The sequence below is a fragment of the Streptomyces sp. SID4985 genome, from assembly GCF_009863025.1.
In the GTDB taxonomy this organism is placed as follows: Bacteria; Actinomycetota; Actinomycetes; order Streptomycetales; family Streptomycetaceae; genus Streptomyces.
In genome coordinates this window covers 1-22,163 of record NZ_WWIR01000679.1, presented here as the reverse complement: position 1 = coordinate 22,163, position 22,163 = coordinate 1, and the positions used below count along the sequence as shown (strand labels likewise).

Sequence of the window (22,163 nt, the reverse complement as noted above, 5' to 3'; positions counted from 1 at the left end):
CGTCACGCGGCATGCGCTGCACCGGCGGTGCCGGCCGCGGGGGGCCGGGTCGACCGGGGCGGGCCGAAGCCGCGGGGCGGGGGCCGGGTACGGGGCGAGGGGTCGGCGCGAGGTGGCTGGTGGCCGCCGTGGCGCTGGAACCCTGGGCACTCTCGTGAATCTGAGGCTCCTCGGGAATGAGAGGCATGAGCTGATTTTTATCAAACGTTGAAACAACACCGACGTCCGGGTGGCACATCAGTGCGAGCGGAACCGTCAGAAGTCGAAGCCGAGCTGGCCTTCGATCTCCGGAGCGCCTCCGCCGGCCCAAGCGCGGGCCTTCTTGAGGTGCCGCCACTGGGGCAGCGCATCAAGATACGCCCACGACAGGCGGTGGTACGGAGTGGGTCCCCGCTCCTCCAGTGCGGCCTTGTGCACGGGTGAGGGATACCCGGCGTTGTCCGCGAATCCGAAGTCTGCATGGCCGACGCCGAGTTCGGCCATCATTTTGTCGCGCCGCACCTTGGCGATCACCGAGGCCGCCGCGACGGCGACGCACGACTGGTCACCCTTGATCACTGTGCGCACCTGCCAGGGAGCGCCGAGATAGTCGTGCTTGCCGTCGAGGATCACGGCGTCGGGACGCACCGGGAGCGACTCCAGGGCCCGTACGGCGGCCAGGCGCAGCGCGGCGGTCATGCCCAGGTCGTCGATCTCCTCGGGGGAGGCGTCTCCCAGGGCGTAGGCCGTCACCCAGGTCTGGAGTATCCCGGCCAGTTCCGTACGCCGCTTGACCGTGAGCAGTTTGGAGTCGGTGAGTCCCTCGGGCGGGCGCCGGAGTCCGGTGACCGCCGCGCAGACCGTGACGGGCCCGGCCCAGGCGCCGCGTCCCACCTCGTCGACGCCGGCGATGACCTTAGCTCCGGTCGTGGCGCGCAGGGAGCGCTCGACGGTATGAGTGGGTGGTTCGTACGGCATGGCGTCCTTAGCGTACGCCGCCCGGAGAGGGGCGCGACACCCCGCCCCTCCCCTACGCGGTCCTGGACGGCCGGAGCCGGGTCGTACCGCCTCCGGAGCGGCCGTCGTCCGTTGCCGTCAGCGGCCGTCGGGCACCCACGCGGGCAGCCCCTCGGTCCGCTCCGACCACGTCTCGGGCGGGGCGCCCGCCGGGCCCGCGGCCAGGACGCCGCCCACGATCGCGCAGGTCGTGTCCACGTCGCCGCCGACCTGGGCGGTCGTCCAGAAAGCCTGCTCATAGTCGGTGAGGGCGCGGGCGGCGGACCACAGGGCGAACGGCACGGTGTCGTGCGCGCTGGTACGGCGGCCGCAACCGAGGACGGCGGCGACGGTGCCCGCGTCCTCGTAGTCGAGCATGCCCCTGGCGCGCCTGAGGCCCGCCTCCACGGCGCTTCTGGGCACCAGGGCGATGACGTCGTCCAGGAGCGCTTCCGGGGTCGGCGGGCCGTCCGGGGAGGCGGCCAGCGCGGCAGCGGCGGCCACCGCCATGGCGCCCGCCACGGCCTCCCGGTGCTGGTGGGTGGGGTAGGCGGAGATCTCCGCCTGGTGGGTGGCCTGCTCTGGGTCGTCGGCGTACCAGGCGCCGAGCGGGGCGATCCGCATCGCGGCGCCGTTGCCCCAGGAGCCCTGGCCCTGGAAGAGGCGGGCGGCCAGTTCGCGCCAGTCGGCGCCCTCGCGGACGAGGCGCAGCAGTCGGTTCACGGCGGGGCCGTAGCCGCGGTCGAAGTCGTGGTGATGGGCGAAGGAGTGGGCCAGGGCGTCCTGGTGGACGCGGTCGTGGGCGGCGAGGACGGACACGACCGAGCAGGCCATCTCCGTGTCGTCGGTCCACTGCCAGAGTCCGTCGGGCAGCTCGCGCCGCTTGAGCAGGGGGTGGTTCACCGGGACGAAGAACTGCGAGCCGAGCGCGTCGCCCACCGCGAGTCCGCGCAGGCTGGCCAGGGCGCGGTCGAGGCGCCCGGAAGAGGAGGAGTCGGAGGTCATCTTCGGGCAGCCTATGCGCGGTCCTGGTGTTCGATCATCCGGTTTTCAGTGCCCCGTGTTCAGCGATCCGGCCTGGAAAGGCGCGTCCGCTCTCAACCACCGATCCAGTACGGCACCGGTTCGCGCCAGCGCTCGAAGGGGCGGTCGAGGGCGTACTTGCCGTTCTCCCCGAGAACGAGCATGCGCATCTCGGCGTTCCCGGGATTGGACAGCGACTCGAATTCGGAGACGGTCCAGTGGAACCAGCGCATGCAGAACAGCCGCATGGCCAGGCCGTGGGTCACCAGAAGGACGTTCGGAGGATGGTCGGGCTCCTCGAAGCTGCGGAACAGGCTCTCCAGGAAGCCCCCGACCCGGTCGTACACGTCGGCGCCGGACTCCCCCTGCGGGAAGCGGAAGAAGAAGTGGCCGTACGCGTCGCGGTAGGCCTTCTGGAGGCGTACGTCGTCGCGTTCCTGCCAGTTGCCCCAGTCCTGCTCGCGCAGGCGGGGCTCCTCGCGCACGCGTATGCGCGCGCGATCGAGGTGGAAGGAGTCCAGGGTCTCGTGGGTGCGGCGGTACGGGGAGACGTACACGCTCACGGGTTCGTCGCCGACGATCTCGCGGAGCCGCTCGCCGGTGTGCTCGGCCTGCCTCCGGCCGCGCTCGGTCAGGGCGAGGGCGTGGTCGGGCTCGCGCTCGTACACGGAGTCATCGACGTTGCCCGTTGACTCGCCGTGCCGGACAAGAATGATGCGCCGTGGTCGTGCCATGCCAGCACCCTAGATCGCCCCGGCGGCGGTCGCGCACGCGTACCGGCTTCATACGGCGTAGGTCACATGCTCCGGGCGTCTCAGACCGTCCAGGAGGGCTCGAGTTCCACGATGTCGCCGGAGAGTGCGGCGATGTCCGCCTCGGTCTGGGCGCGCAGGGCGAGGCGCTCCACGCGTTCGGTGCGGTACTTGCCGTGCTCGGCGGCCGAGCGCCACATGGACAGCACCAGGAACTCGTGCGCGGGTGCCTCGGCGAACATGCCCCTGATCATGCCGGGCGAGCCCGCCATGGCGGGGTTCCAGACCTTCTCCTGCATGAGGGTGAAGTGCTCGACGCGCTCCTCGTGCGCACGGCACAGGGCGACCCGGATCAGATCCGCGTCGGTGAACCGGGGTTCGAAGCCGGTCTTCACGTCGAAGCGGTATTCGAACAGCTTGACCTGGCTGTCCTTGAACGTGCCGGACTGCGACGCGGCGAGGCGGTCGTGCGAGCGCGCCATGAAGGAGTCGTAGAAGGCGCGGCTCTCCCAGAAGGTGAAGATGTGCGCGACACCCGGCCGCTGCCGGCTCCAGCCTCCGCCCTGTCCCCGAAATCCCGGCTCCCCCAGAAGCCCCGCCCATTTCCGCTGTCCCCGTTCGAACCCCCGGCGGTCCACGACGGTGCAGCGAATCCACTTGACCAGCACTGCGCCATCGTAAGGCCACGGGACGTGGCGTCGGTCACGCTCCGGCTCATATCCCCCGCGCGGAAGCCCTGTTCGCATGGCACGATGAACAACGAGGCTTTATGCAGCGGAAGTTGAGAAAACGGACCTTCGGGAGAGGGGAAACCTGGTGACCGGATTCGGTAAGGGAATCCGCAGGGTCGAGGTGGCACTGAAGTGGGACCCCAGCCCGGCGGGACAGCCACCCTCGGACCTGGACCTCGTGGCCGCGACGTTCACGGCGGACAACACGTACGGGGAACCCGCCTATCTGGTGTACTTCGACAGCCGTTCCCCGGACGGCACGATCTCCCTCAACCGGGACAGCCCCGACGGCAAGGGCTTCGGCTGGGACGAGGTCATGAACCTCCAACTCGACCGTCTGGACGGCCGCTACGTGCGCGTGGTGGTCGGCGTTGTCATCCAGCAGGGCCAGGGCCGCACCACGTTCGCCTCGGTCCTGAACCCGGCGGTCCGCGTCAGCGAGGGCTACACGGCGCTCTCCGAGACCGGCTTCGCCGCCGTACCGGACGCCACGGCGGCGACGGTCGCCGAGTTCGTGCGGGACGGCTCCGGCGAATGGACCTTCCACGCGGGCGTCCATGGCTTTGACGAGGACCCGGCAACCTTTACTCGCGTTCTGGGAACCAAACGTCGCGACTGAGCACCGCGACGCCCCGGCCTGCGAGGGAGCGGCCGGGGCGTTGTCGGTGGTACGGCGTTGTCAGTGGTGCGCTGCTGAATGGCCGTCATGAACGTGCACGACCTGCTGCCCCTGCTGCCCGACCCGGCCGTGCTCGCAGCCCGCTGCCGCGCCTTCGCGGTGCTGGACACCGTGCTCGACCCGACGGCGCCCATGCACATGTACCAGCCGAACTGGCGCGAGGGGGTCGACCTCGCCCGGATGGAGAACGGCTCCGGGGACCAGTGGGGCATCGTGTTCGACCCGGCCGGGGTCTTCCTCCACGGCTTCGACCACGAATGCGACGCCACACCCTGGCGGGAGGATCCGCGGGCACACTGGCCGGGCCTGCTCGACGGCCTGCCCGCCTCCCTGGCGCATTGCGCGACGACGCCGGAGCTCCAGTTCGAGGGCTTCCTCGACGCCACGGTCTGCGCCTGGCGCGAGACGGGTGCGGCCGCCTGGCGATGCGGCCCGGTGACGTTCGCCGACGACGAATCGGAGGCACCGAATGGCTTTTCGACCTCCTCGCCGACGGCAGCGCGGAGGCGTACGCGAATTTCGCCGAGGAGAACTGGGACCGGCCGATCGACCTCGATGCGGTCCGTGCCATCCTGACCGGCGCCCCCTTGACCCGCCACATCGTCGCGACCCTCTCCCCCACCGCGAACTTCGAGAGGAAAGCCGAGCGGGTCCACGCCCTCGGCCACCCCGTAAGCCCCTGAGCGGCCCCAACAGAAGAGGCGCCGACCTGTTGGCCGACGCCCCTTCACCGAGCCCGTGTCACGGGCTCAGCCGCTGATCAGCTGCAACCGCTGGTCGAGCCGCAGCCCTCGCAGATGTAGCAGGAACCGGCTCGCTGCATCTTCGTACCGCAGGAGAAGCAGAGCGGGGCGTCCGCCTGGATGCCCAGCTGCATCTCGACGAGTTCGGCGCTGGTGTGGGCCTGCTTGGGGGCGGGCTTGACCGACTCGGCCTCGGCCTTGGGGGTCGCGACCGCCTTCAGCTCGGTCTGACGCGGGGCGGACTGGGCCAGACCCTCGACATCGACCTCGTCGTCGGCCGGCTCGTAGGAGCCGGTCTCCAGGTGACGCTGACGCTCCTCGGCGGAGTGGATGCCGAGCGCGGAGCGCGTCTCGAAGGGCAGGAAGTCCAGCGCCAGGCGGCGGAAGATGTAGTCGACGATCGACTGCGCCATCCGCACGTCCGGGTCGTCCGTCATGCCGGCCGGCTCGAAGCGCATGTTGGTGAACTTCGAGACGTAGGTCTCCAGCGGCACGCCGTACTGGAGGCCGACGGAGACGGCGATGGAGAAGGCGTCCATCATGCCCGCGAGCGTCGAACCCTGCTTGGACATCTTCAGGAAGACCTCGCCGAGACCGTCGTCCGGGTAGGAGTTGGCGGTCATGTAACCCTCGGCGCCGCCGACCGTGAAGGACGTGGTGATGCCGGGACGGCCCTTGGGCAGGCGCTTGCGGACCGGGCGGTACTCGACGACCTTCTCGACCGTCTCGCGGATGGTCGCCTCGGCCTTCGCGGTCACCTCGGCCTTCTCGTCCTCCTTCTTCTTGGCGGAGAGCGGCTGGCCGACCTTGCAGTTGTCGCGGTAGATCGCGAGCGCCTTGACGCCGAGCTTCCAGGCCTCGAAGTAGATCTCCTCGACCTCCTCGACGGTCGCCGTCTCCGGCATGTTGACCGTCTTGGAGATGGCACCGGAGATCCAGGGCTGGATCGCGGCCATCATGCGGACGTGGCCCATCGGGGAGATGGCGCGCTCGCCCATGGCGCAGTCGAAGACCTCGTAGTGCTCGGTCTTGAGGCCCGGGGCGTCGATCACATTGCCGTGCTCGGCGATGTGGGCGACGATCGCCTCGATCTGCTCCTCCTGGTAGCCCAGGCGGCGCAGGGCCTGCGGGACCGTGCCGTTGACGATCTGCATCGAGCCGCCGCCGACGAGCTTCTTGAACTTGACCAGCGCGAGGTCGGGCTCGACACCGGTGGTGTCGCAGGACATCGCCAGACCGATGGTGCCGGTCGGGGCGAGCACGGACGCCTGGGAGTTACGGAAACCGTTCTCCTCGCCGAGGCGCACGACGTCCTGCCAGGCCTCCGTGGCGGCGGCCCACACCGGGTTGTCCAGGTCATCCATGCGGACGGCCGTCGCGTTGGCGTCGGCGTGCTGCTTCATGACGCGCTTGTGGGCGTCGGCGTTGCGGGCGTAGCCGTCGTACGGGCCGACGATCGCGGCCAGCTCGGCGGAGCGGCGGTAGGCGGTGCCCGTCATCAGCGACGTGATGGCGGCGGCGAGCGTGCGGCCGCCGTCGGAGTCGTACGCGTGGCCGGTCGCCATCAGCAGGGCGCCGAGGTTGGCGTAGCCGATGCCGAGCTGGCGGAAGGCGCGGGTGTTCTCACCGATCTTCTCGGTGGGGAAGTCCGCGAAGCAGATCGAGATGTCCATCGCGGTGATGACCAGCTCGACGACCTTCTGGAAGCGCTCGCTCTCGAACGACTGGTTGCCCTTGCCGTCGTCCTTGAGGAACTTCATCAGGTTCAGCGAGGCGAGGTTGCAGGACGTGTTGTCCAGGTGCATGTACTCGCTGCACGGGTTCGACGCGGTGATCCGGCCGGACTCGGGGCAGGTGTGCCAGTGGTTGATCTGGTCGTCGTACTGGATGCCCGGGTCGGCACAGGCCCAGGCCGCCTCCGCGATCTTGCGGAACAGCGACTTGGCGTCGACCTTCTCGATGACCTCACCGGTCATGCGGGCGCGCAGGCCGAAGTCGGTGCCGCCCTCGACCGCGTTCATGAACTCGTCGTTCACGCGGACCGAGTTGTTGGCGTTCTGGTACTGGACGGACGTGATGTCGTCGCCGCCCAGGTCCATGTCGAAGCCCGCGTCGCGCAGGACGCGGATCTTCTCCTCCTCGCTGACCTTCGTCTGGATGAAGTCCTCGATGTCGGGGTGGTCGACGTCGAGAACGACCATCTTGGCCGCGCGGCGGGTGGCGCCACCGGACTTGATGGTGCCGGCGGAGGCGTCGGCACCGCGCATGAAGGAGACCGGGCCGGAGGCGTTGCCGCCGGAGGAGAGCAGCTCCTTGGAGGAGCGGATGCGGGACAGGTTCAGACCGGCGCCCGAACCGCCCTTGAAGATCATGCCCTCTTCCTTGTACCAGTCGAGGATCGACTCCATGGAGTCGTCGACGGACAGGATGAAGCAGGCGGAGACCTGCTGGGGCTGCGGCGTGCCGACGTTGAACCAGACCGGGCTGTTGAAGCTGAAGATCTGGTGCAGGAGGGCGTAGGCCAGCTCGTGCTCGAAGATCTCGGCGTCGGCGGCCGAGGCGAAGTACTTGTAGTCCTCGCCGGCCTTCCGGTACGTCTTCACGATGCGGTCGATCAGCTGCTTGAGGCTGACCTCGCGCTGCGGGGTGCCGACGGCACCGCGGAAGTACTTGCTGGTGACGATGTTGACCGCGTTCACCGACCAGAAGTCGGGGAACTCGACGCCACGCTGCTCGAAGTTGACCGAGCCGTCGCGCCAGTTGGTCATGACGACGTCGCGGTGCGCCCACTCGACCTCGTCGTACGGGTGCACGCCGGGGGTCGTGTGGATGCGCTCGATGCGCAGTCCCTTGGTGGCCTTGGTGCCCTTCGCTCGGGAACCTCGTGCCGGACCGCTCGCCGTCTCTGTCATGCCGCCTCCCTGTCGGGCAAAACGCCCTGAAGTGCCCCGATGTTCCCAGGGCACGTGTTCTGTCTTGCGTCGCGGGCACCATCGGCGCCACCCGCGACAGGTCTAAGTGAGCCGCCCTCCGGCCGGACTCCGGGATCGCTCCCGTCTTCCGGCCGGCCGGTCATTCGGCGGCGTGCGCGGGCACCGGGACCTGAGGGGTCCTCGGCTGCCCGGCTTGGTCCTCCTGGCGCCCCGCTTCCGCGCCCTCGTCGTCCGCGGCGGGGCCGCGCGTCGTCTCCCTCAGCTCCGCGATCGCGGCCTCGAAGTCCTCGAGCGAGTCGAACGCCCGGTAGACGGAGGCGAATCGCAGGTAGGCGACGAGGTCGAGCTCCTGCAGCGGACCGAGTATGGCCAGTCCCACGTCGTGGGTGGTCAGCTCGGCGCTTCCGGTCGCCCGTACCGCCTCCTCGACCCGCTGCCCGAGCTGGGCAAGCGCGTCCTCGGTGACCGGCCGCCCCTGGCACGCCTTGCGCACGCCATTGATGACCTTGGTACGGCTGAACGGTTCGGTGACTCCGGACCGCTTGACCACCATGAGCGAGCACGTCTCCACGGTCGTGAAACGACGGGAGCAGTCAGGGCACTGGCGGCGCCTGCGGATCGACGTGCCGTCGTCGGTCGTACGACTGTCGACCACACGGCTGTCGGGGTGCCTGCAGAAGGGGCAGTGCATGATCTCCAACCCTCCTCACAGCAGACTCAATGGCCTCGCCGGACCTCAGGAGCCCCGCGAAGCAGCACCTAAGCATAGGCGATCGCGGAGGTGCGGAAGACCCCTGGACCGGCAACGAACACAACTTGTGGGTATCTGTAGCCATCCAACCACTACATGTGGGGATCGCCTCGAACACCGAGGCAGACACGCGTGTCACCGCGCGAGAGCGGGTACGAGGCGGGCGCGGGGCGGGCGCGATGCCGCCCCGGACGGACACGCGGGGCTCCTGTGTGCCGCACGGAGAGGCCCGGAGCTACGGTGAACACCGCCCGCGAGAACGGTCCGCTCCAGTCCGGAAGGGGACCCCGGGAAAGCGTGGGCCGGGGACCGGCATCACCCGCAGGCCGCCGGAGGAGCCCCGGATGACACACTGGGCGGCGCGCGCGAGGCCGCCCGCCCGGTGGTGAAGAGTACAGCAATGGGCATTTTGCCCAGCATGGATCGCGTGAGCCATACACCTGGACACTTGATCGCGTCAGGTGAATCACGCTTTTTCACTCGAACGTGTGTTTGGCGCAACCTTTCGAAAGCAACTACCGTTGTGCAGCAGGGAGACCATCGAGAGGGGCCGACGTGACCACCACCGCCGACAGTGCCACCATCACTGCCCAGGGCCGAGCCGACGGCCGGACCGAGCCCGCGCACACGATGAACGAAGCCACGAATCCCGAAGGACACAAGCGCTCCCTGCCGGGCCGACCTCCAGGCATCCGTGCGGACAGCTCGGGCCTCACCGATCGGCAGCGCCGCGTGATCGAGGTCATCAGGGACTCGGTGCAGCGGCGGGGTTACCCGCCGTCCATGCGCGAGATCGGCCAGGCCGTCGGCCTCTCCAGCACCTCCTCCGTCGCGCACCAGCTGATGGCCCTGGAGCGCAAGGGCTTCCTGCGCCGCGACCCGCACCGCCCGCGCGCCTACGAGGTGCGCGGCTCCGACCAGACCGTGACCGTGCAGCCCACCGACACCGCGGGCAAGCCGGCCGCGTCGTACGTCCCACTGGTCGGCCGCATCGCGGCGGGCGGCCCGATCCTCGCCGAGGAGTCGGTCGAGGACGTCTTCCCGCTGCCCCGGCAGCTGGTCGGTGACGGCGAGCTGTTCGTGCTCAAGGTCGTCGGCGACTCCATGATCGAGGCCGCGATCTGCGACGGCGACTGGGTCGCCGTGCGCCGCCAGCCCGTCGCGGAGAACGGCGACATCGTGGCGGCCATGCTCGACGGCGAGGCCACGGTCAAGCGCTTCAAGCGCGAGGACGGCCACGTCTGGCTCCTCCCGCACAACGCCGCCTACGAGCCGATCCCCGGCGACGACGCGACGATCCTGGGCAAGGTCGTCGCGGTACTCCGCCGCGTGTGACAACCGCGGCGGACCGGGCCCCGGCCCGTCCCCCTGAGCGGGCCCCGGAACCCCTGCGCCGGTTCCGGGGCTCCTGCCTTTTCTCCTTCTTTGCGCTTTGCGCGCCTCGGGATTCTCGTACGGCCTCGGGGCGGCCTACTCCCCCTCTGCCTGCTTCGCCATCGCGTCGATCGCCGCGAGCGACTTGCGCGCCTGGTTACGGTCCGTGGTGTACCAGAACTCGGGCAGCGAAGCCTTCAGATACTGGCCGTACCGGGCCGTGGCGAGGCGCTGGTCCAGTACCGCGACGACGCCCTTGTCCCCGGTGGCCCGGACGAGACGGCCCGCGCCCTGCGCCATGAGCAGGGCGGCGTGTGTGGCGGCAACCGCCATGAAGCCGTTGCCACCCGCGTCCTCCACCGCCTTCTGCCGGGCGCTCATCAGGGGGTCGTCGGGACGCGGGAACGGGATCTTGTCCATGACGACCAGCTGGCAGCTGGGCCCCGGCACATCGACGCCCTGCCACAGCGACAGCGTTCCGAAGAGACAGGTCTTGGGATCGGCCGCGAAGTTCTTGATCAGCTCACCGAGCGTCTCCTCGCCCTGGAGCAGGATCGGGAACTCGGGGATGCGCGCCCGCAGCTCCTCGGCGGCGAGCTGGGCGGCCCGCATCGAGGAGAAGAGTCCGAGCGTGCGGCCGCCCGCGGCCTGGATCAGCTCGGTCAGCTCGTCCAGCATGTCGGCGCGGTCGCCGTCCCGCGCGGGGCGGGCGAGGTGCTTGGCGACATAGAGGATGCCCTGCTTGGGGTAGTCGAACGGCGAGCCGACGTCGAGGCCCTTCCACTGCGGCAGGTCGTCGCCCTCCTGCCCCTCGGGGGCGAGCCCCAGGGAGGCCCCGACGCCGTTGAAGTCGCCGCCGAGCTTGAGGGTCGCCGAGGCGAGGACGACGCTGCGGTCCGCGAAGAGCTTCTCCCTGAGCAGGCCGGACACCGACATGGGGGCGACACGCAGGGAGGCGCCGAAACGGTCGTGGCGCTCGTACCAGACGACGTCCCACTCCGAGCCGTTCAGCACCCGCTCGGCCACGCCGTGCACCGTCTCCACCGAGGCCAGGGCCTGCTTGCGCACCGCGTCCTCGTCCTGGACCGACTTGTCCCGGGTCGAGCCGAGCGCGGTGATCACCGTGCGGGCGGCGTCGCGCAGCGCGGCCAGGGCGTAGCCGAGGTCTTCCGGGATCTCCTCCAGGCGGGCGGGCAGGGCCAGCTCCATCAGCCGCTCGAAGCCCTCGGCCGCGGTCTGGAGCTGATCGGCGGCCTTCTCGTTGACGAGCTTCGCGGCCCGGCGGACGGCACGGTTGACCTGGCCGGGCGTGAGCTCGCCGGTGGCGGCGCCGGTGACGCGGGAGACGAGTTCGTGCGCCTCGTCCACGATCAGCACCTCGTGCTGGGGCAGCACAGGGGCGCCCTCGATGGCGTCGATCGCGAGGAGGGCGTGGTTGGTCACGACGACGTCGGCCAGCTTGGCGCGCTCGCGGGCCATCTCGGCGAAGCACTCGGCGCCGTAGGCGCACTTGGTCGCGCCCAGGCACTCCCGTGAGGACACGGACACCTGCGCCCAGGCGCGGTCGGAGACGCCCGGGGTGAGATCGTCGCGGTCGCCGTTCTCCGTCTCGTCCGACCAGTCGCGCAGGCGGATCAGGTCCTGGCCCAGCTTGCTGGTGGGGGCCGCCGCCTCGAACTGGTCGAAGAGGCCGTCCTCCTCGTCCTGCGGCATCCCCTCGTGCAGACGGTGCAGGCAGAGGTAGTTCGACCGGCCCTTGAGCATGGCGAACTCCGGGCGGCGGCGCAGCAGCGGATGCAGGGCGTCCACCGTGCGCGGCAGGTCGCGCTCCACGAGCTGGCGCTGGAGGGCGAGCGTGGCCGTGGCCACGACGACACGCTCCCCGTGCGCGAGCGCGGGCACGAGATAGCCGAGCGACTTTCCGGTGCCGGTGCCGGCCTGGACCAGCAGATGGGATCCGTCGTCGATCGTTTCCGCGACCGCTTCGGCCATCGTGACCTGGCCGGGACGCTCCGTGCCGCCGACAGCGGCGACGGCGGCGTGGAGGAGTTCGGGGAGTGAGGGCTTCGTCATAGCCCGACCACCCTACGGCCCCCCACTGACAATCGGGCGGCCGAACGGGGGACGGGGGCGGTGGGTGCGATCACTGCGATTTTCCCGGTCGGAGATTTCTCGGATTCTTTTTCTAAAAGGTGGAACCCGCGGGGATCTCGGAACGTACAACATGTGACGGGTCGGCGACCCTCCGTCACGCACGTCGGGGGTGGGGCCGGTCACGGATCATGAGGGCGGCCCGCTTGCCGGGCAGGTCGACCTCGGCAGCGCGCCGGAATCCGGCGCTCAGGAAGGCAGCCACGGAGGGGGTGTTGCGCATGTCCGGTTCCGCGACGACGCGGGTGCAGAAGAGGCGGCGGTCCAGGATCAGGTCGGCGACGGCCGCGAGCAGGATCGAGCCCAGCCCTCGCCCTCGGTGGGAGGCGTCGCCGATCAGTAGGTGGATACCCGTGTCGTGAGGGCGGGCCGGGTAGTGCCGGGCCAGGGGGTCCAGGTCGGCCCGGTAGATCTCCCAGTAGCCGACGGGTGTGCCGTTCAGGACGCCCAGGCACGGCGCGCTGCGTCCGTCGCCGTCGAGCTGTGCCCGCAGGTGGCCCTCGGTCGTGCTCATGGGGCCCGCCAGTTCCCAGAAGGCGGCCACCGCCGGGTCGTTCATCCAGCGGTGGACGAGTGCGAGGTCCCGGTCCAGGCGCACCGGTGCCAACTCGAACCGGCCCACCGCGGTGATGGTCGCGCCCCAGGTGGCCGGTGCGTCGAGCAGATCGTCGTCCGCCAGGAGCGGACCCGGTCTGCGCGTGCCGACGAACTCGCTTGTGAAGGACACCGGTTGCTCCGCTCTAGAAGGAAGGCGACTCAGGAAATAAGGGGACGGGCCTCAGGAATGGAGGGGATTGGCGATGGTGACGTAGACGGACTGGGTGTCGACCGGGCCGACCAGTTCGTCCAGGCCGTGCAGCCGGGTCAGCAGATTGGCCTTGCAGCGCAGGGCGGGTGAGTCGAGGAGATGGCCGGGCAGGGAGCTGCGCAGCGCGGCGGGTCCCGAGGCGGCGGCGTCGAGGAAGCGGCGGAAGGCGGCGAGCAGGAGGCGCTCGTCGGCCAGACGCTGCGAGCCGAACGCGCCGATCAGGCCGAGCACGTTGTTGATGGCGAGGTAGTAGGCGAAGCGTTCGTCGGTGACCTCGTCGGAGACGAAGGTGTCGCTCCGCTCACCGATCCCCCGTAGCCGGGCGTCGAGTTCGGCCCGGCGGGACTCGCGGAAGTAGTAGCCCTGGTTGTCGCGGTAGCGGCCCCCGGCGGGCCAGCCGTCCCGGTCGAGCAGCAGGAGGGTGTTCTGTTGGTGGGCCTCCAGGGCGATCCCGGCCTCGCTGTCGAGCCACAGCACGGGACGGACGACCTGTTCGAGATAGCGCAGGAACCACTCCGCGGAGACGGCTCCCACCGGGCGGCCGGTGCGACCGGCGAGACGCGCGACGAGCCGGGCCAGCCGGGAGCGCAGCGGCCAGGGGTCCTGGGCCGGTGCGGCATCGGTGCCCGGTGCGGCGAGCGGGCGCGGCGAGACCAGTCCGGCGACGCAGCCCACGTCGTCGGCCGGGAGGAACGGGTTGTGGCGGATCATCACGTCAAGGCCGGGCAGCGGCTGCCCGTCCGGGCCGTCCACGGCGAGCCAGGCCGGGTCGCGGACGATGTCGAAGGAGGGGTGCGCGGCGCGCCACTGCTCGGACAGTCCGGTGCGCAGCAGGCGGTGCACCTCGACGCCCCGGTGGAGTTCCTTGCGCAGGTTCTCGCGGCGGGAGTTGGTGATGCGCAGGCCGAGCGAGAGCTTGAGCATCGCGGGGGCGCCGGAGCGGTAGACGGTACGTACGGAGGAGGTGGGGTGCCAGTCGGGGCCCAGGGGGCCGAGTTCGCAGAGCAGGCCGGCGTCGAGAAGAGCGGCGACGGCGGGGCGGTGCCGTAGTTCGCGGGCCTGCCAGGGGTGCAGGGGAAGGGCGGCGTAGTCCTCGGGAAGGGAGAGGTCGATTCCGGCGAGGCGCCGGGTGAGTTCGGCGGCGGTGACGGTGCGGCCGCGCTCGGTCCAGGCCGAGTCGGCGGCGAGAAGGGAGGGTGCCACGGCCATCCAGTGCAGCGGGAAGGAGCCGTGCGTCTCGGGTGCGTAGCGGCGGGCCTCGGATTCGGTCAGTCCCTCGCGGCTCTTCGGGGCCGGGTGCAGGGGGTGGCCGAGGAGCAGGGCCTGTTCGGCGCCGAGGAAGAGGTCCGGTCCGTCGGCGGGGTGCGCGCGGCGTTCGTTCAGGAAGGCGGCGGTGTTGCGCAGTGAGTCGGCGACCCGGGCGACGAGGTCGGCGCCGTCACCGGTGGACTGCGTGAAGCCGTCACCGGTGGACTGCGCGGAGCCGGAGTCGGCACTGCCCTGACCCGCTGTCTCCCGGGAGAGCAGGGCGGCGAGGGTCACGGCGTCGACGGGGGGCGCCTGGTCGGGGGCGCCGTGCAGGCGGGGCGGTCCGAATCGGTGCCAGCCGACCGGGGACCAGTGGCGGACGGGCACGGTCAGGGCGGCGCCGCTGGCGGGCAGCGGGACGTGGAGCGCGCCGTCGTCCGGAGCGGCGACGCCGGTCTCGCGGGCCCAGCAGCGCAGCAGATTGTCCACGGCTGCCGCCTGTGCGGCGGTGAGCGGGTCCGGGTGCTCCAGCGGGTCGGCGCCGGAATCCCCCGGGGGTACGGGGTCGGGGGCGCGCCGCTTCTGCTGCGGGACGGCCTCGGCGAGGGGGGCGGGCGCGGGCGGTGCGCCGGGGTCGAGCGGCTCGTCGGGGGTTTCGGAACGGCCGTCGGGTGCGGGTGTGGCGGTCAAGACGGCTCCTCGGGGCTGTGCGGGTGGTTCGAGGTGATGCGGGATGACGGCTGGTCAGGAGGGCATGGATGAGGGAGTTGTGGCACGGGGTTCGGGGCGCCGGGGTGTGGGCGCCCGTCCGTCGTGCGATCGGGTCGGCGCGACGGTGGTGGTTTCCGGGTCGGCGGGGACGGCCGGTTCACCCCGCTTCGGTGGGCGGGTGGGTTCGGCCAGGTCGGCTGCCGGGTGGTCCCGGGTGCCTGTGGTCGGCGGTGGTGTTCGGGCCGCCAGGGCTGGGCGTTGCTTGCGCACCGCTGCGGTCGGCCGTGGTGTTCGGGCCGCTGCGGTCGGCCGGCGCGTTCGGGTGGTGGCGCTCGGCCGAGGGGGTCGGGCCGTTGCCGCTAGCCGGTGCGTTCGGCCGGGATCGCGGGCCGTCGGAGTGGTTGGGCCCGGTCCGGGTGGTGACGGGCCGCGGCCGTCACCGCGTCGGTGAGGCGGTCCAGGACGGCCGCCGCCTGTTCGTCGGTGATGGTCAGAGGCGGCAGGAGACGGACGACGGCGTTGTGGCGCCCGCCGAGTTCCACGATCAGGCCGCGGTCGAGGCACTCCCGCTGGACGGCGAGGGCGAGTTCGGGAGCGGCAGGGAGTGGGGCCGCGGCGGCGCGAGGTTCGCGGGAGTCGGTGCCGGGGGCGGTGCTCGGGCCCTCCGGGTTCACCAGTTCGACCCCGATCATCAGCCCGCGTCCTCGCACGTCCCCGACGCAGGGGAACCGACTCTTCAGCTCGCGGAGTTGGGCCAGCATCCGGGCGCCGAGGGCGGCGGCGCGGTCGGCGAGGCCGTTCTCGCGGACGTAGGCCAGGGTGGCGGTGCCCGCGGCCATGGCGAGCTGGTTGCCCCGGAAGGTGCCCGCGTGGGCGCCGGGCCGCCAGACGTCGAGGTCGTCGCGGTAGACGACCACGGCCAGCGGGAGGCTGCCGCCGATGGCCTTGGACAGGACCATCACGTCGGGGGTGACGCCGCTGTGGTCGACGGCCCAGAAGGCGCCGGTCCGGCCGACGCCGGTCTGGACCTCGTCGGCGATGAGCGGGACGGACCGTTCCGCGGTGATCCGGCGCATCCGGCGCATCCAGTCGTCCGGGGCCGGGAGGACCCCACCCTCGCCCTGGACGGGTTCGAGGATCATTCCGGCGGGCAGGGGCACGCCCGACTTGGGGTCGTCGAGGAGGGACTCGGTCCAGCGCGCGGAGAGTTCGGCGCCGTGCGCGCCGCCGACACCGAAGGGGCAGCGGTAGTCCTGCGGATAGGGGAGGCGGGCGACCCGTACGTCGTCGGCGCCGCCGGAGACGGCGAGGGCGCCCGCGGTCATGCCGTGGTAGGCGCCGGTGAAGGTGAGGACGCCGGTGCGGCCGGTGGCGGCCCGGACCAGTTTGAGCGCGGCCTCGACCGCGTCGGTGCCGGCGGGCCCGCAGAACTGGACGCGCGCGCGGTCGGCCAGTCCGGGCGGCAGGGTGTGGAACAGCTCGGTGATGAACCGGTCCTTGACCGGGGTCGCCAGGTCGAGGACGGAGAGCGGGGCACCGGAGTCGAGGACCTTGCGGATGGCCTCCAGCACGACCGGGTGGTTGTGGCCGAGGGCGAGGGCTCCGGCGCCGGAGAGGCAGTCCAGGTAGCGGCGGCCGTCGGCGCCCTCGATGGTCAGGCCGCGCGCCCGCACCGGCACGATGGGCAGCGCGCGGGCATAGGTGCGGGCCGCAGACTCGCGCGCCGACTGGCGCCCGAGAATCCCCTCGTGCACGGCCGGGGCTTCCCCGTACGCGCCTTCAGCCTCCGACTCGGTCACGGCCACGGCTCGCTGTCCTCCCCGCTGTCCACAGGCGAGTTGATGGTCGGGGACCGGGCAGCGGCCACGGACCCCCAACCGCTACCAACCGCGCACCGGCCCGCGGGTTACGGGTTGCCTCAAGATCCTTGCCGTGACGTAACCGTTGCGGTTCCGTCGGAAGTCCCCCACGGCGACCGCATAGTGTGTGTTCCCGTTCCCAGTCGGCCACGTCTTCGGCACGAACTCGCCCCGAGTCGACCGTCGATGACGGGTCGAAGCACCATATTCCTTCACAGCAGGGGGAGTCACGACCATGCGATCCATACGTCCGTCGTCCATCGTTCGACGGGGAGGGGGCGGCACCCGCAGAACGCTGGCGGCTGTCGCGCTGGTCTCCGCGCTCGCGCTGACGGCGACCGCCTGCGGGGGCGACGACAACGCGAGCGGTTCACCGACAGCGGCGGGCGTGGGCGACGGCAAGGTCAGGGTTCCGGACGACCTCAGCAACAAGCTGAGGGAGCACGGGATCGACATGGACAAGTGGAAGAACGGCGCCTGGAAGAACTGGGACCGGGACGACTGGCTGCGCGAGGCCAACGACTTCATCAACCCGATCATCAAGGGTCTGTGGGACCCCGACCGGATGCGCGACGCCGACGACCCGGCCAAGAGCGTCGGTGACGGCGACCTCTCCGGCGACGAGGGCGTGACGGACCCGACGCCGCAGCCGGTGGAGGCGCAGGCGGTCAAGGCGCCGTATCACACCAACGCGGCCACGTCCGGCAAGGTGTTCTTCGACGCCCCCAAGGGCACGATGGTCTGCTCGGCGACGGTCGTGCAGGACCCGGCGCACCCCGGCAAGTCCAACCTCATCTGGACGGCCGGTCACTGCGTGCACGCGGGCAAGGAGGGCGGCTGGTACCGCAACATCGCCTTCGTGCCGTCGTACAACAACCAGAGCCTCTCGCCCACCGAGATGAAGACCGCCTCGCGCGCGGAGGTCGCGCCGTACGGGGTGTGGTGGGCCGACTCGGCGAAGACCTCGCAGCAGTGGATCGACGGCGGCGGCGAGACCGGCGGCAACGGTGCCTCGTACGACTTCGCGGTGATCCATGTGACGCCGGAGCAGGGCAGCGGCGGCAAGTCGCTGGAGGAGACGGTCGGCGGGGCGCTGCCGGTGGACTTCAACGCCCCGGCGGCGACGGATGTGCGGAGCCTGACGGCGAGCGGTTATCCGGCGGCGGCGCCGTTCAACGGGCAGCGGCTGTACCAGTGCAGCGACAAGCCGGGTCGGCTGTCGATCGCCGCGGCGGACCCGACGATGTACCGCATCGGCTGCACCATGACGGGCGGTTCCTCCGGCGGCGGCTGGGTGGAGGCGGGCAGCGGCGGCGAGCCGACGCTGGTCTCCAACACCTCGATCGGCCCGGCCTCCTCGGGCTGGCTGGCCGGTCCCCGGCTGGGTGAGGTGGCCAAGGGTGTGTACGACTCGGTGAGCAAGCAGTTCGCCGGGAACTGAGCCCCCGCAGACAGGACGAGGCCCCGCCGACCCTTCCGTGAGGAGAGGGTCGGCGGGGCCTCGTCGTGTGCGCGTCGGGCTTCGCCGCGCGGATGTGTCAGGCCGTGGCCGCGGGCGTGTACGGCGCCAGTTCGGCGGCCAGTTCCGCGTGCACCCGGGCCTTGAGCAGGGTGCCCTCCGCGGTGTGCTCCTCGGAGATCACCTCGCCCTCGGTGTGGGCGCGGGCGACGAGCTTGCCGTGCGTGTACGGGACGACCGCCTCGACCTCGACCGAGGGGCGGGGCAGCTTGTCGTCGATCAGCGTGAGCAGTTCCTCGATGCCCTGGCCGGTGCGTGCCGAGATGGCGATGGACTGCTTCTCGACCCGCAGCAGCCGCTGGAGGACCAGCGGGTCGGCCGCGTCCGCCTTGTTGATCACGACGATCTCGGGCACGTTGGTGGCGCCGACGTCCCGGATCACCTCGCGCACGGCGGCCAGCTGCTCCTCCGGGACGGGGTGCGAGCCGTCCACCACGTGCAGGATCAGGTCGGAGTCGCCGACCTCCTCCATGGTGGAGCGGAACGCCTCGACCAGGTGGTGCGGCAGGTGCCGGACGAAGCCCACGGTGTCGGCCAGCGTGTACAGCCGGCCGCTTGGGGTCTCGGCGCGGCGGACGGTCGGGTCCAGGGTCGCGAACAGCGCGTTCTCGACCAGGACACCGGCGCCCGTGAGGCGGTTGAGCAGGGAGGACTTGCCCGCGTTGGTGTAGCCCGCGATGGCGACGGAGGGCACCTTGTTGCGTCGGCGCTCCTGCCGCTTGACGTCGCGGCCGGTCTTCATCTCCGCGATCTCCCGGCGCATCTTCGCCATCTTCTCGCGGATGCGGCGCCTGTCCGTCTCGATCTTGGTCTCACCGGGACCACGCGTGGCGAGGCCGCCGCGGCCGCCACCCATCTGCCGGGACAGCGACTGGCCCCAGCCGCGGAGCCTCGGCAGCATGTACTGCATCTGCGCGAGCGCGACCTGGGCCTTGCCCTCGCGGGACTTGGCGTGCTGGGCGAAGATGTCGAGGATCAGGGCCGTACGGTCGATGACCTTGACCTTGACGACGTCCTCCAGCTGGATCAGCTGGCCGGGGCTCAGCTCACCGTCGCAGATCACGGTGTCGGCGCCGGTCTCGAGCACGATGTCGCGCAGTTCGAGCGCCTTGCCGGAGCCGATGTAGGTGGCCGCGTCGGGCTTGTCACGGCGCTGGATCACGCCGTCGAGCACCAGGGCGCCCGCCGTCTCCGCGAGGGCGGCCAGCTCCGCGAGGGAGTTGTCCGCGTCCGCCGCGGTGCCGGTGGTCCACACGCCGACGAGCACGACCCGCTCCAGACGGAGCTGCCGGTACTCGACCTCGGTGACGTCCTCCAGCTCGGTGGACAGTCCGACGACCCTGCGCAGGGCCGCGCGCTCGGAGCGGTCGAGCTGGTCGCCGTCCCGCTCGCCGTCGATGTCGTGACTCCAGGCGACGTCCTCTTCCATCAGGGCATCGGCCCGAAGCCCTTCGGGGTAGGCGTGCGCGCGCCGCTGGGAGTCCTGGGAAGGGGAAGAAGAGGAGGTCATTGGGTCCTTACGTCGATGGGATGCGGTCCGGGCCGCGAAGGCGGCCGGACATCAGGGACAACGTTCCGGTACCCCGGGAGATTCCCCGGGTACCGTGCCGCGCCGCTCGAAGATGGTCGCACGGCACGGCATGTCGCGTCACCGCGTTATCGCGGGGGCGGATGCGGGTCGTAGCGGGGGCTGGGCTCAGGCGCCGCCCTTGGGACCTCCGGCCCCCTTGGCCGGGGCCGGGGCGGCCGGTTTCCAGTCGGGGTGGCCAGGCATGGGCGGGGTCTTCGCGCTGTAGAGCCAGTCGTGGAAGAAGCCGGTCAGATCGCGGCCGCCGATCGCGGAGGCGAGCCGGATGAAGTCGGCGGTGCCGACGCTGGAGTCCCGGTTCTGCTGGACCCAGACCTTCTCCAGGCGCTCGAAGGCGGGGCGGCCGATCTCCTGGCGCAGGGCGTAGAGGATGAGCGCGGCGCCGTCGTAGATGTTGGGGCGGAAGATGCCGATCTTCTGGCCGGGGGCGGGCGGCTTGGGGCGTCCGGGCGGGCCGCCCGCCTCGCGCCAGCGGTCGGAGGCACCGTAGGCGGCCTTCATCCGGTCCTCCATGGGGTGGTCCGCCTTCTCGTCGGCGTACAGCTCCTCGTACCAGGTGGCGTGCCCCTCGTTCAGCCACACGTCGGACCAGGTGCGGGGGCTGACGCTGTCGCCGAACCACTGGTGGGACAGCTCGTGCACCATGACCGACTCGATGTACCACTTCGGGTAGGCGGGCTCGGTGAAGATGCCCTTCTCGAAGAGCGAGAGGGTCTGGGTCTCCAGCTCGAACCCGGTGCTGGCCTGCGCCATGAGCACGCCGTAGGTCTCGAAGGGATACGTGCCGACCTTGCTCTCCAGCCAGGCGATCTGGCCGGGCGTCTTGGCGAGCCAAGGTTCGAGGGTCTTGCGGTCGGCGGTGGGGACGACGTCGCGCACCGGCAGTCCGTGCGGGCCTTTGCGGTGGACGACCGTGGAGCGGCCGATGGACACCTGGGCGAGTTCGGTGGCCATGGGGTGCGCGGAACGGTAGGCCCAGGTGGTGGTGCGGGCCCCCCGGGTGGTGCCGGTGGGCAGTCCGTTGGCGACGGCCGTGTAGCCGTTCGGGGCGGTGATCCGGAAGGTGAACATCGCCTTGTCGGACGGGTGGTCGTTGCACGGGAAGACCAGGTGCGCGGCGTCGGCCTGGTTGGCCATGGCGAGGCCGTCCGTGGTGCGCACCCAGCCGCCCTCCTGGTCCTTCGCGGCGACCGGGTCGCTGGTGTGCCGCACGGTGATCCGGGTCCAGCTGCCGAGCGGCAGCGGGCGGTCCGGGGTCACGACCAGGTCCTCACCCGCGCCGGTGAACCGGGCCGGGCGCCCGTCGACCTCGACGGACTCGACGGTGCCGTGGGCGAAGTCGAGGTTGAGGCGGTCGAGCGTGGCGGTCGTCCGGGCCCGGATGGTGGTGACGGCGCTCAGCGGCTTGTCGTTGCGGCCGGAGTAGCTGAAGGCGAGGTCGTACGACGCCACGTCGTAGCCGGGGTTGCCCAGGGTCGGGTAGAGCCGGTCGCCGATGCCCAGGGGCTCGGCGGGGGCTCCGGCGGCGACCAGGCAGACCGCGACGGCGGAGGCGAGCAGGCCCGCCTTGCGACGGCGTGCGCGACGGAGGCCGGGGATCGGACGCGGGAGGAGGTTGAACGGCATGCCCCACCGCTACCAGCGTGCCGCCGCGCCACGGCGACGGCGCGCGCCCGGCCCACCCGATCGGGTTGCGCCCGTGGCCCACGATCAGGGCGTGGGCGCCTCCGCCGCCCGCTCCACGGACCGAGCCCGCGGCCCTGCGCTCAGCACCCGCGGCCCCGCGCTCAGGACGCGGGCCCCTGCGCCCGGCTCACGTCGTACACCCCCGGCACGTCGCGCATCGCGCGCATCAGGGCCGGGAGGTGCGCGGCGTCGGGGAGTTGGAGGGTGTAGCTGTGGTGGACCCGCTGCTCGGTGGGCGGGGCCACGGTCGCGGAGATGATCTCGGCGCCCTCCAGGGCCATCACCTCGGTCAGGTCGGCCAGCAGATGCGGGCGGCCGAACGATTCAGCGACCAGGGTGACCCGGCATCCGGCGCTGTCCCCCCAGCGCACGCCGACCTCGGTGCGCCCCCGCTCCCGCATGCGCTCGGCCACCGCGCACTCGGCGCGGTGCACGGTCACCACTCCCCCGCGCACGGCGAAGCCGTTGATGTCGTCGGGCGGCACGGGCGTACAGCACCCGGCGAGTCGTACGGCGGCCCCGGGCATGTCCACGATCACGTCGGCGCCCGGGAAGGGCGCGGCGGGAGCACCGGCGGCGGGGCGGGCCGGACCGGCGCCGTCAGCGGGGGCCTCCGCTTCGGCGGGCCGGTC

General features: G+C 71.2%; 17 protein-coding genes and 1 pseudogene. 4 read left to right on the top strand and 14 right to left on the bottom strand.

What is annotated here, in order from left to right:
- The 5 genes and pseudogenes from GTW40_RS33440 to GTW40_RS29425 form a co-directional block, all read right to left on the bottom strand.
- A pseudogene (locus tag GTW40_RS33440) lies at window positions 1-187 on the bottom strand (hypothetical protein); the annotation flags it as partial.
- Window positions 188-255: 68 nt separating this feature from the next.
- The gene (locus GTW40_RS29440) at window positions 256-957 is read right to left on the bottom strand and encodes a ribonuclease HII (RefSeq protein WP_161183179.1); all 702 of its coding nucleotides are present in this window, start codon (window positions 955-957) and stop codon (window positions 256-258) included.
- Window positions 958-1,074: 117 nt separating this feature from the next.
- Window positions 1,075-1,980, bottom strand: coding sequence for an ADP-ribosylglycohydrolase family protein (locus GTW40_RS29435; protein WP_161183178.1), 906 nt, complete (start codon window positions 1,978-1,980; stop codon window positions 1,075-1,077).
- Between the two features lie 92 nt (window positions 1,981-2,072).
- Complete coding sequence (locus GTW40_RS29430) at window positions 2,073-2,732, bottom strand: histidine phosphatase family protein (RefSeq protein ID WP_161183177.1); 660 nt, start codon at window positions 2,730-2,732, stop codon at window positions 2,073-2,075.
- An 80-nt stretch (window positions 2,733-2,812) separates the two neighbouring features.
- On the bottom strand, window positions 2,813-3,418 hold the full coding sequence (locus GTW40_RS29425; RefSeq protein WP_161183176.1) for a YdbC family protein: 606 nt from the start codon (window positions 3,416-3,418) through the stop codon (window positions 2,813-2,815).
- Between the two features lie 148 nt (window positions 3,419-3,566).
- On the opposite strand from GTW40_RS29425, the gene GTW40_RS29420 reads away from it, so the two are divergent.
- Complete coding sequence (locus tag GTW40_RS29420) at window positions 3,567-4,100, top strand: TerD family protein (protein ID WP_161183175.1); 534 nt, start codon at window positions 3,567-3,569, stop codon at window positions 4,098-4,100.
- An 87-nt stretch (window positions 4,101-4,187) separates the two neighbouring features.
- Window positions 4,188-4,736, top strand: a complete 549-nt coding sequence (locus GTW40_RS29415; RefSeq protein ID WP_237525810.1) for a hypothetical protein — start codon at window positions 4,188-4,190, stop codon at window positions 4,734-4,736.
- Window positions 4,737-4,920: 184 nt separating this feature from the next.
- Here GTW40_RS29415 and GTW40_RS29410 read toward each other — a convergent pair whose 3' ends face one another.
- Together GTW40_RS29410 and nrdR are read right to left on the bottom strand one after the other, a co-directional pair.
- Window positions 4,921-7,815: a vitamin B12-dependent ribonucleotide reductase gene (locus GTW40_RS29410; protein WP_161183174.1), complete on the bottom strand. Its 2,895-nt coding sequence runs from the start codon at window positions 7,813-7,815 to the stop codon at window positions 4,921-4,923.
- Window positions 7,816-7,975: 160 nt separating this feature from the next.
- Window positions 7,976-8,527, bottom strand: a complete 552-nt coding sequence (gene nrdR / locus GTW40_RS29405; RefSeq protein WP_161183173.1) for a transcriptional regulator NrdR — start codon at window positions 8,525-8,527, stop codon at window positions 7,976-7,978.
- 615 nt (window positions 8,528-9,142) lie between these two features.
- On the opposite strand from nrdR, the gene lexA reads away from it, so the two are divergent.
- Entirely contained in the window at window positions 9,143-9,922 is a 780-nt protein-coding gene (lexA, locus tag GTW40_RS29400) for a transcriptional repressor LexA (protein ID WP_161183172.1), read from the top strand.
- 135 nt (window positions 9,923-10,057) lie between these two features.
- Here the strand turns inward: lexA and GTW40_RS29395 are convergent, their stop codons facing one another.
- The 4 genes from GTW40_RS29395 to GTW40_RS29380 form a co-directional block, all read right to left on the bottom strand.
- Window positions 10,058-12,034, bottom strand: a complete 1,977-nt coding sequence (locus GTW40_RS29395; RefSeq protein ID WP_161183171.1) for an ATP-dependent DNA helicase — start codon at window positions 12,032-12,034, stop codon at window positions 10,058-10,060.
- A 175-nt stretch (window positions 12,035-12,209) separates the two neighbouring features.
- A complete protein-coding gene (locus GTW40_RS29390; protein ID WP_161183170.1) occupies window positions 12,210-12,839 on the bottom strand; it encodes a GNAT family N-acetyltransferase in 630 nt (209 codons plus the stop codon).
- Window positions 12,840-12,890: 51 nt separating this feature from the next.
- A complete protein-coding gene (locus GTW40_RS29385; RefSeq protein WP_161183169.1) occupies window positions 12,891-14,858 on the bottom strand; it encodes an IucA/IucC family protein in 1,968 nt (655 codons plus the stop codon).
- A 380-nt stretch (window positions 14,859-15,238) separates the two neighbouring features.
- Complete coding sequence (locus tag GTW40_RS29380; RefSeq protein WP_161183168.1) at window positions 15,239-16,684, bottom strand: diaminobutyrate--2-oxoglutarate transaminase family protein; 1,446 nt, start codon at window positions 16,682-16,684, stop codon at window positions 15,239-15,241.
- Between the two features lie 289 nt (window positions 16,685-16,973).
- On the opposite strand from GTW40_RS29380, the gene GTW40_RS29375 reads away from it, so the two are divergent.
- Entirely contained in the window at window positions 16,974-18,179 is a 1,206-nt protein-coding gene (locus GTW40_RS29375; protein WP_202486574.1) for a hypothetical protein, read from the top strand.
- Between the two features lie 97 nt (window positions 18,180-18,276).
- On the opposite strand, the gene hflX is transcribed toward GTW40_RS29375, so the two are convergent.
- The 3 genes from hflX to GTW40_RS29360 form a co-directional block, all read right to left on the bottom strand.
- On the bottom strand, window positions 18,277-19,767 hold the full coding sequence (hflX, locus tag GTW40_RS29370; protein WP_161183167.1) for a GTPase HflX: 1,491 nt from the start codon (window positions 19,765-19,767) through the stop codon (window positions 18,277-18,279).
- Between the two features lie 186 nt (window positions 19,768-19,953).
- Window positions 19,954-21,471, bottom strand: a complete 1,518-nt coding sequence (locus GTW40_RS29365; RefSeq protein WP_161183166.1) for a M1 family metallopeptidase — start codon at window positions 21,469-21,471, stop codon at window positions 19,954-19,956.
- A 161-nt stretch (window positions 21,472-21,632) separates the two neighbouring features.
- The coding region (locus GTW40_RS29360; protein WP_202486573.1) for a bifunctional (p)ppGpp synthetase/guanosine-3',5'-bis(diphosphate) 3'-pyrophosphohydrolase at window positions 21,633-22,163 on the bottom strand (531 nt) is incomplete at its 5' end.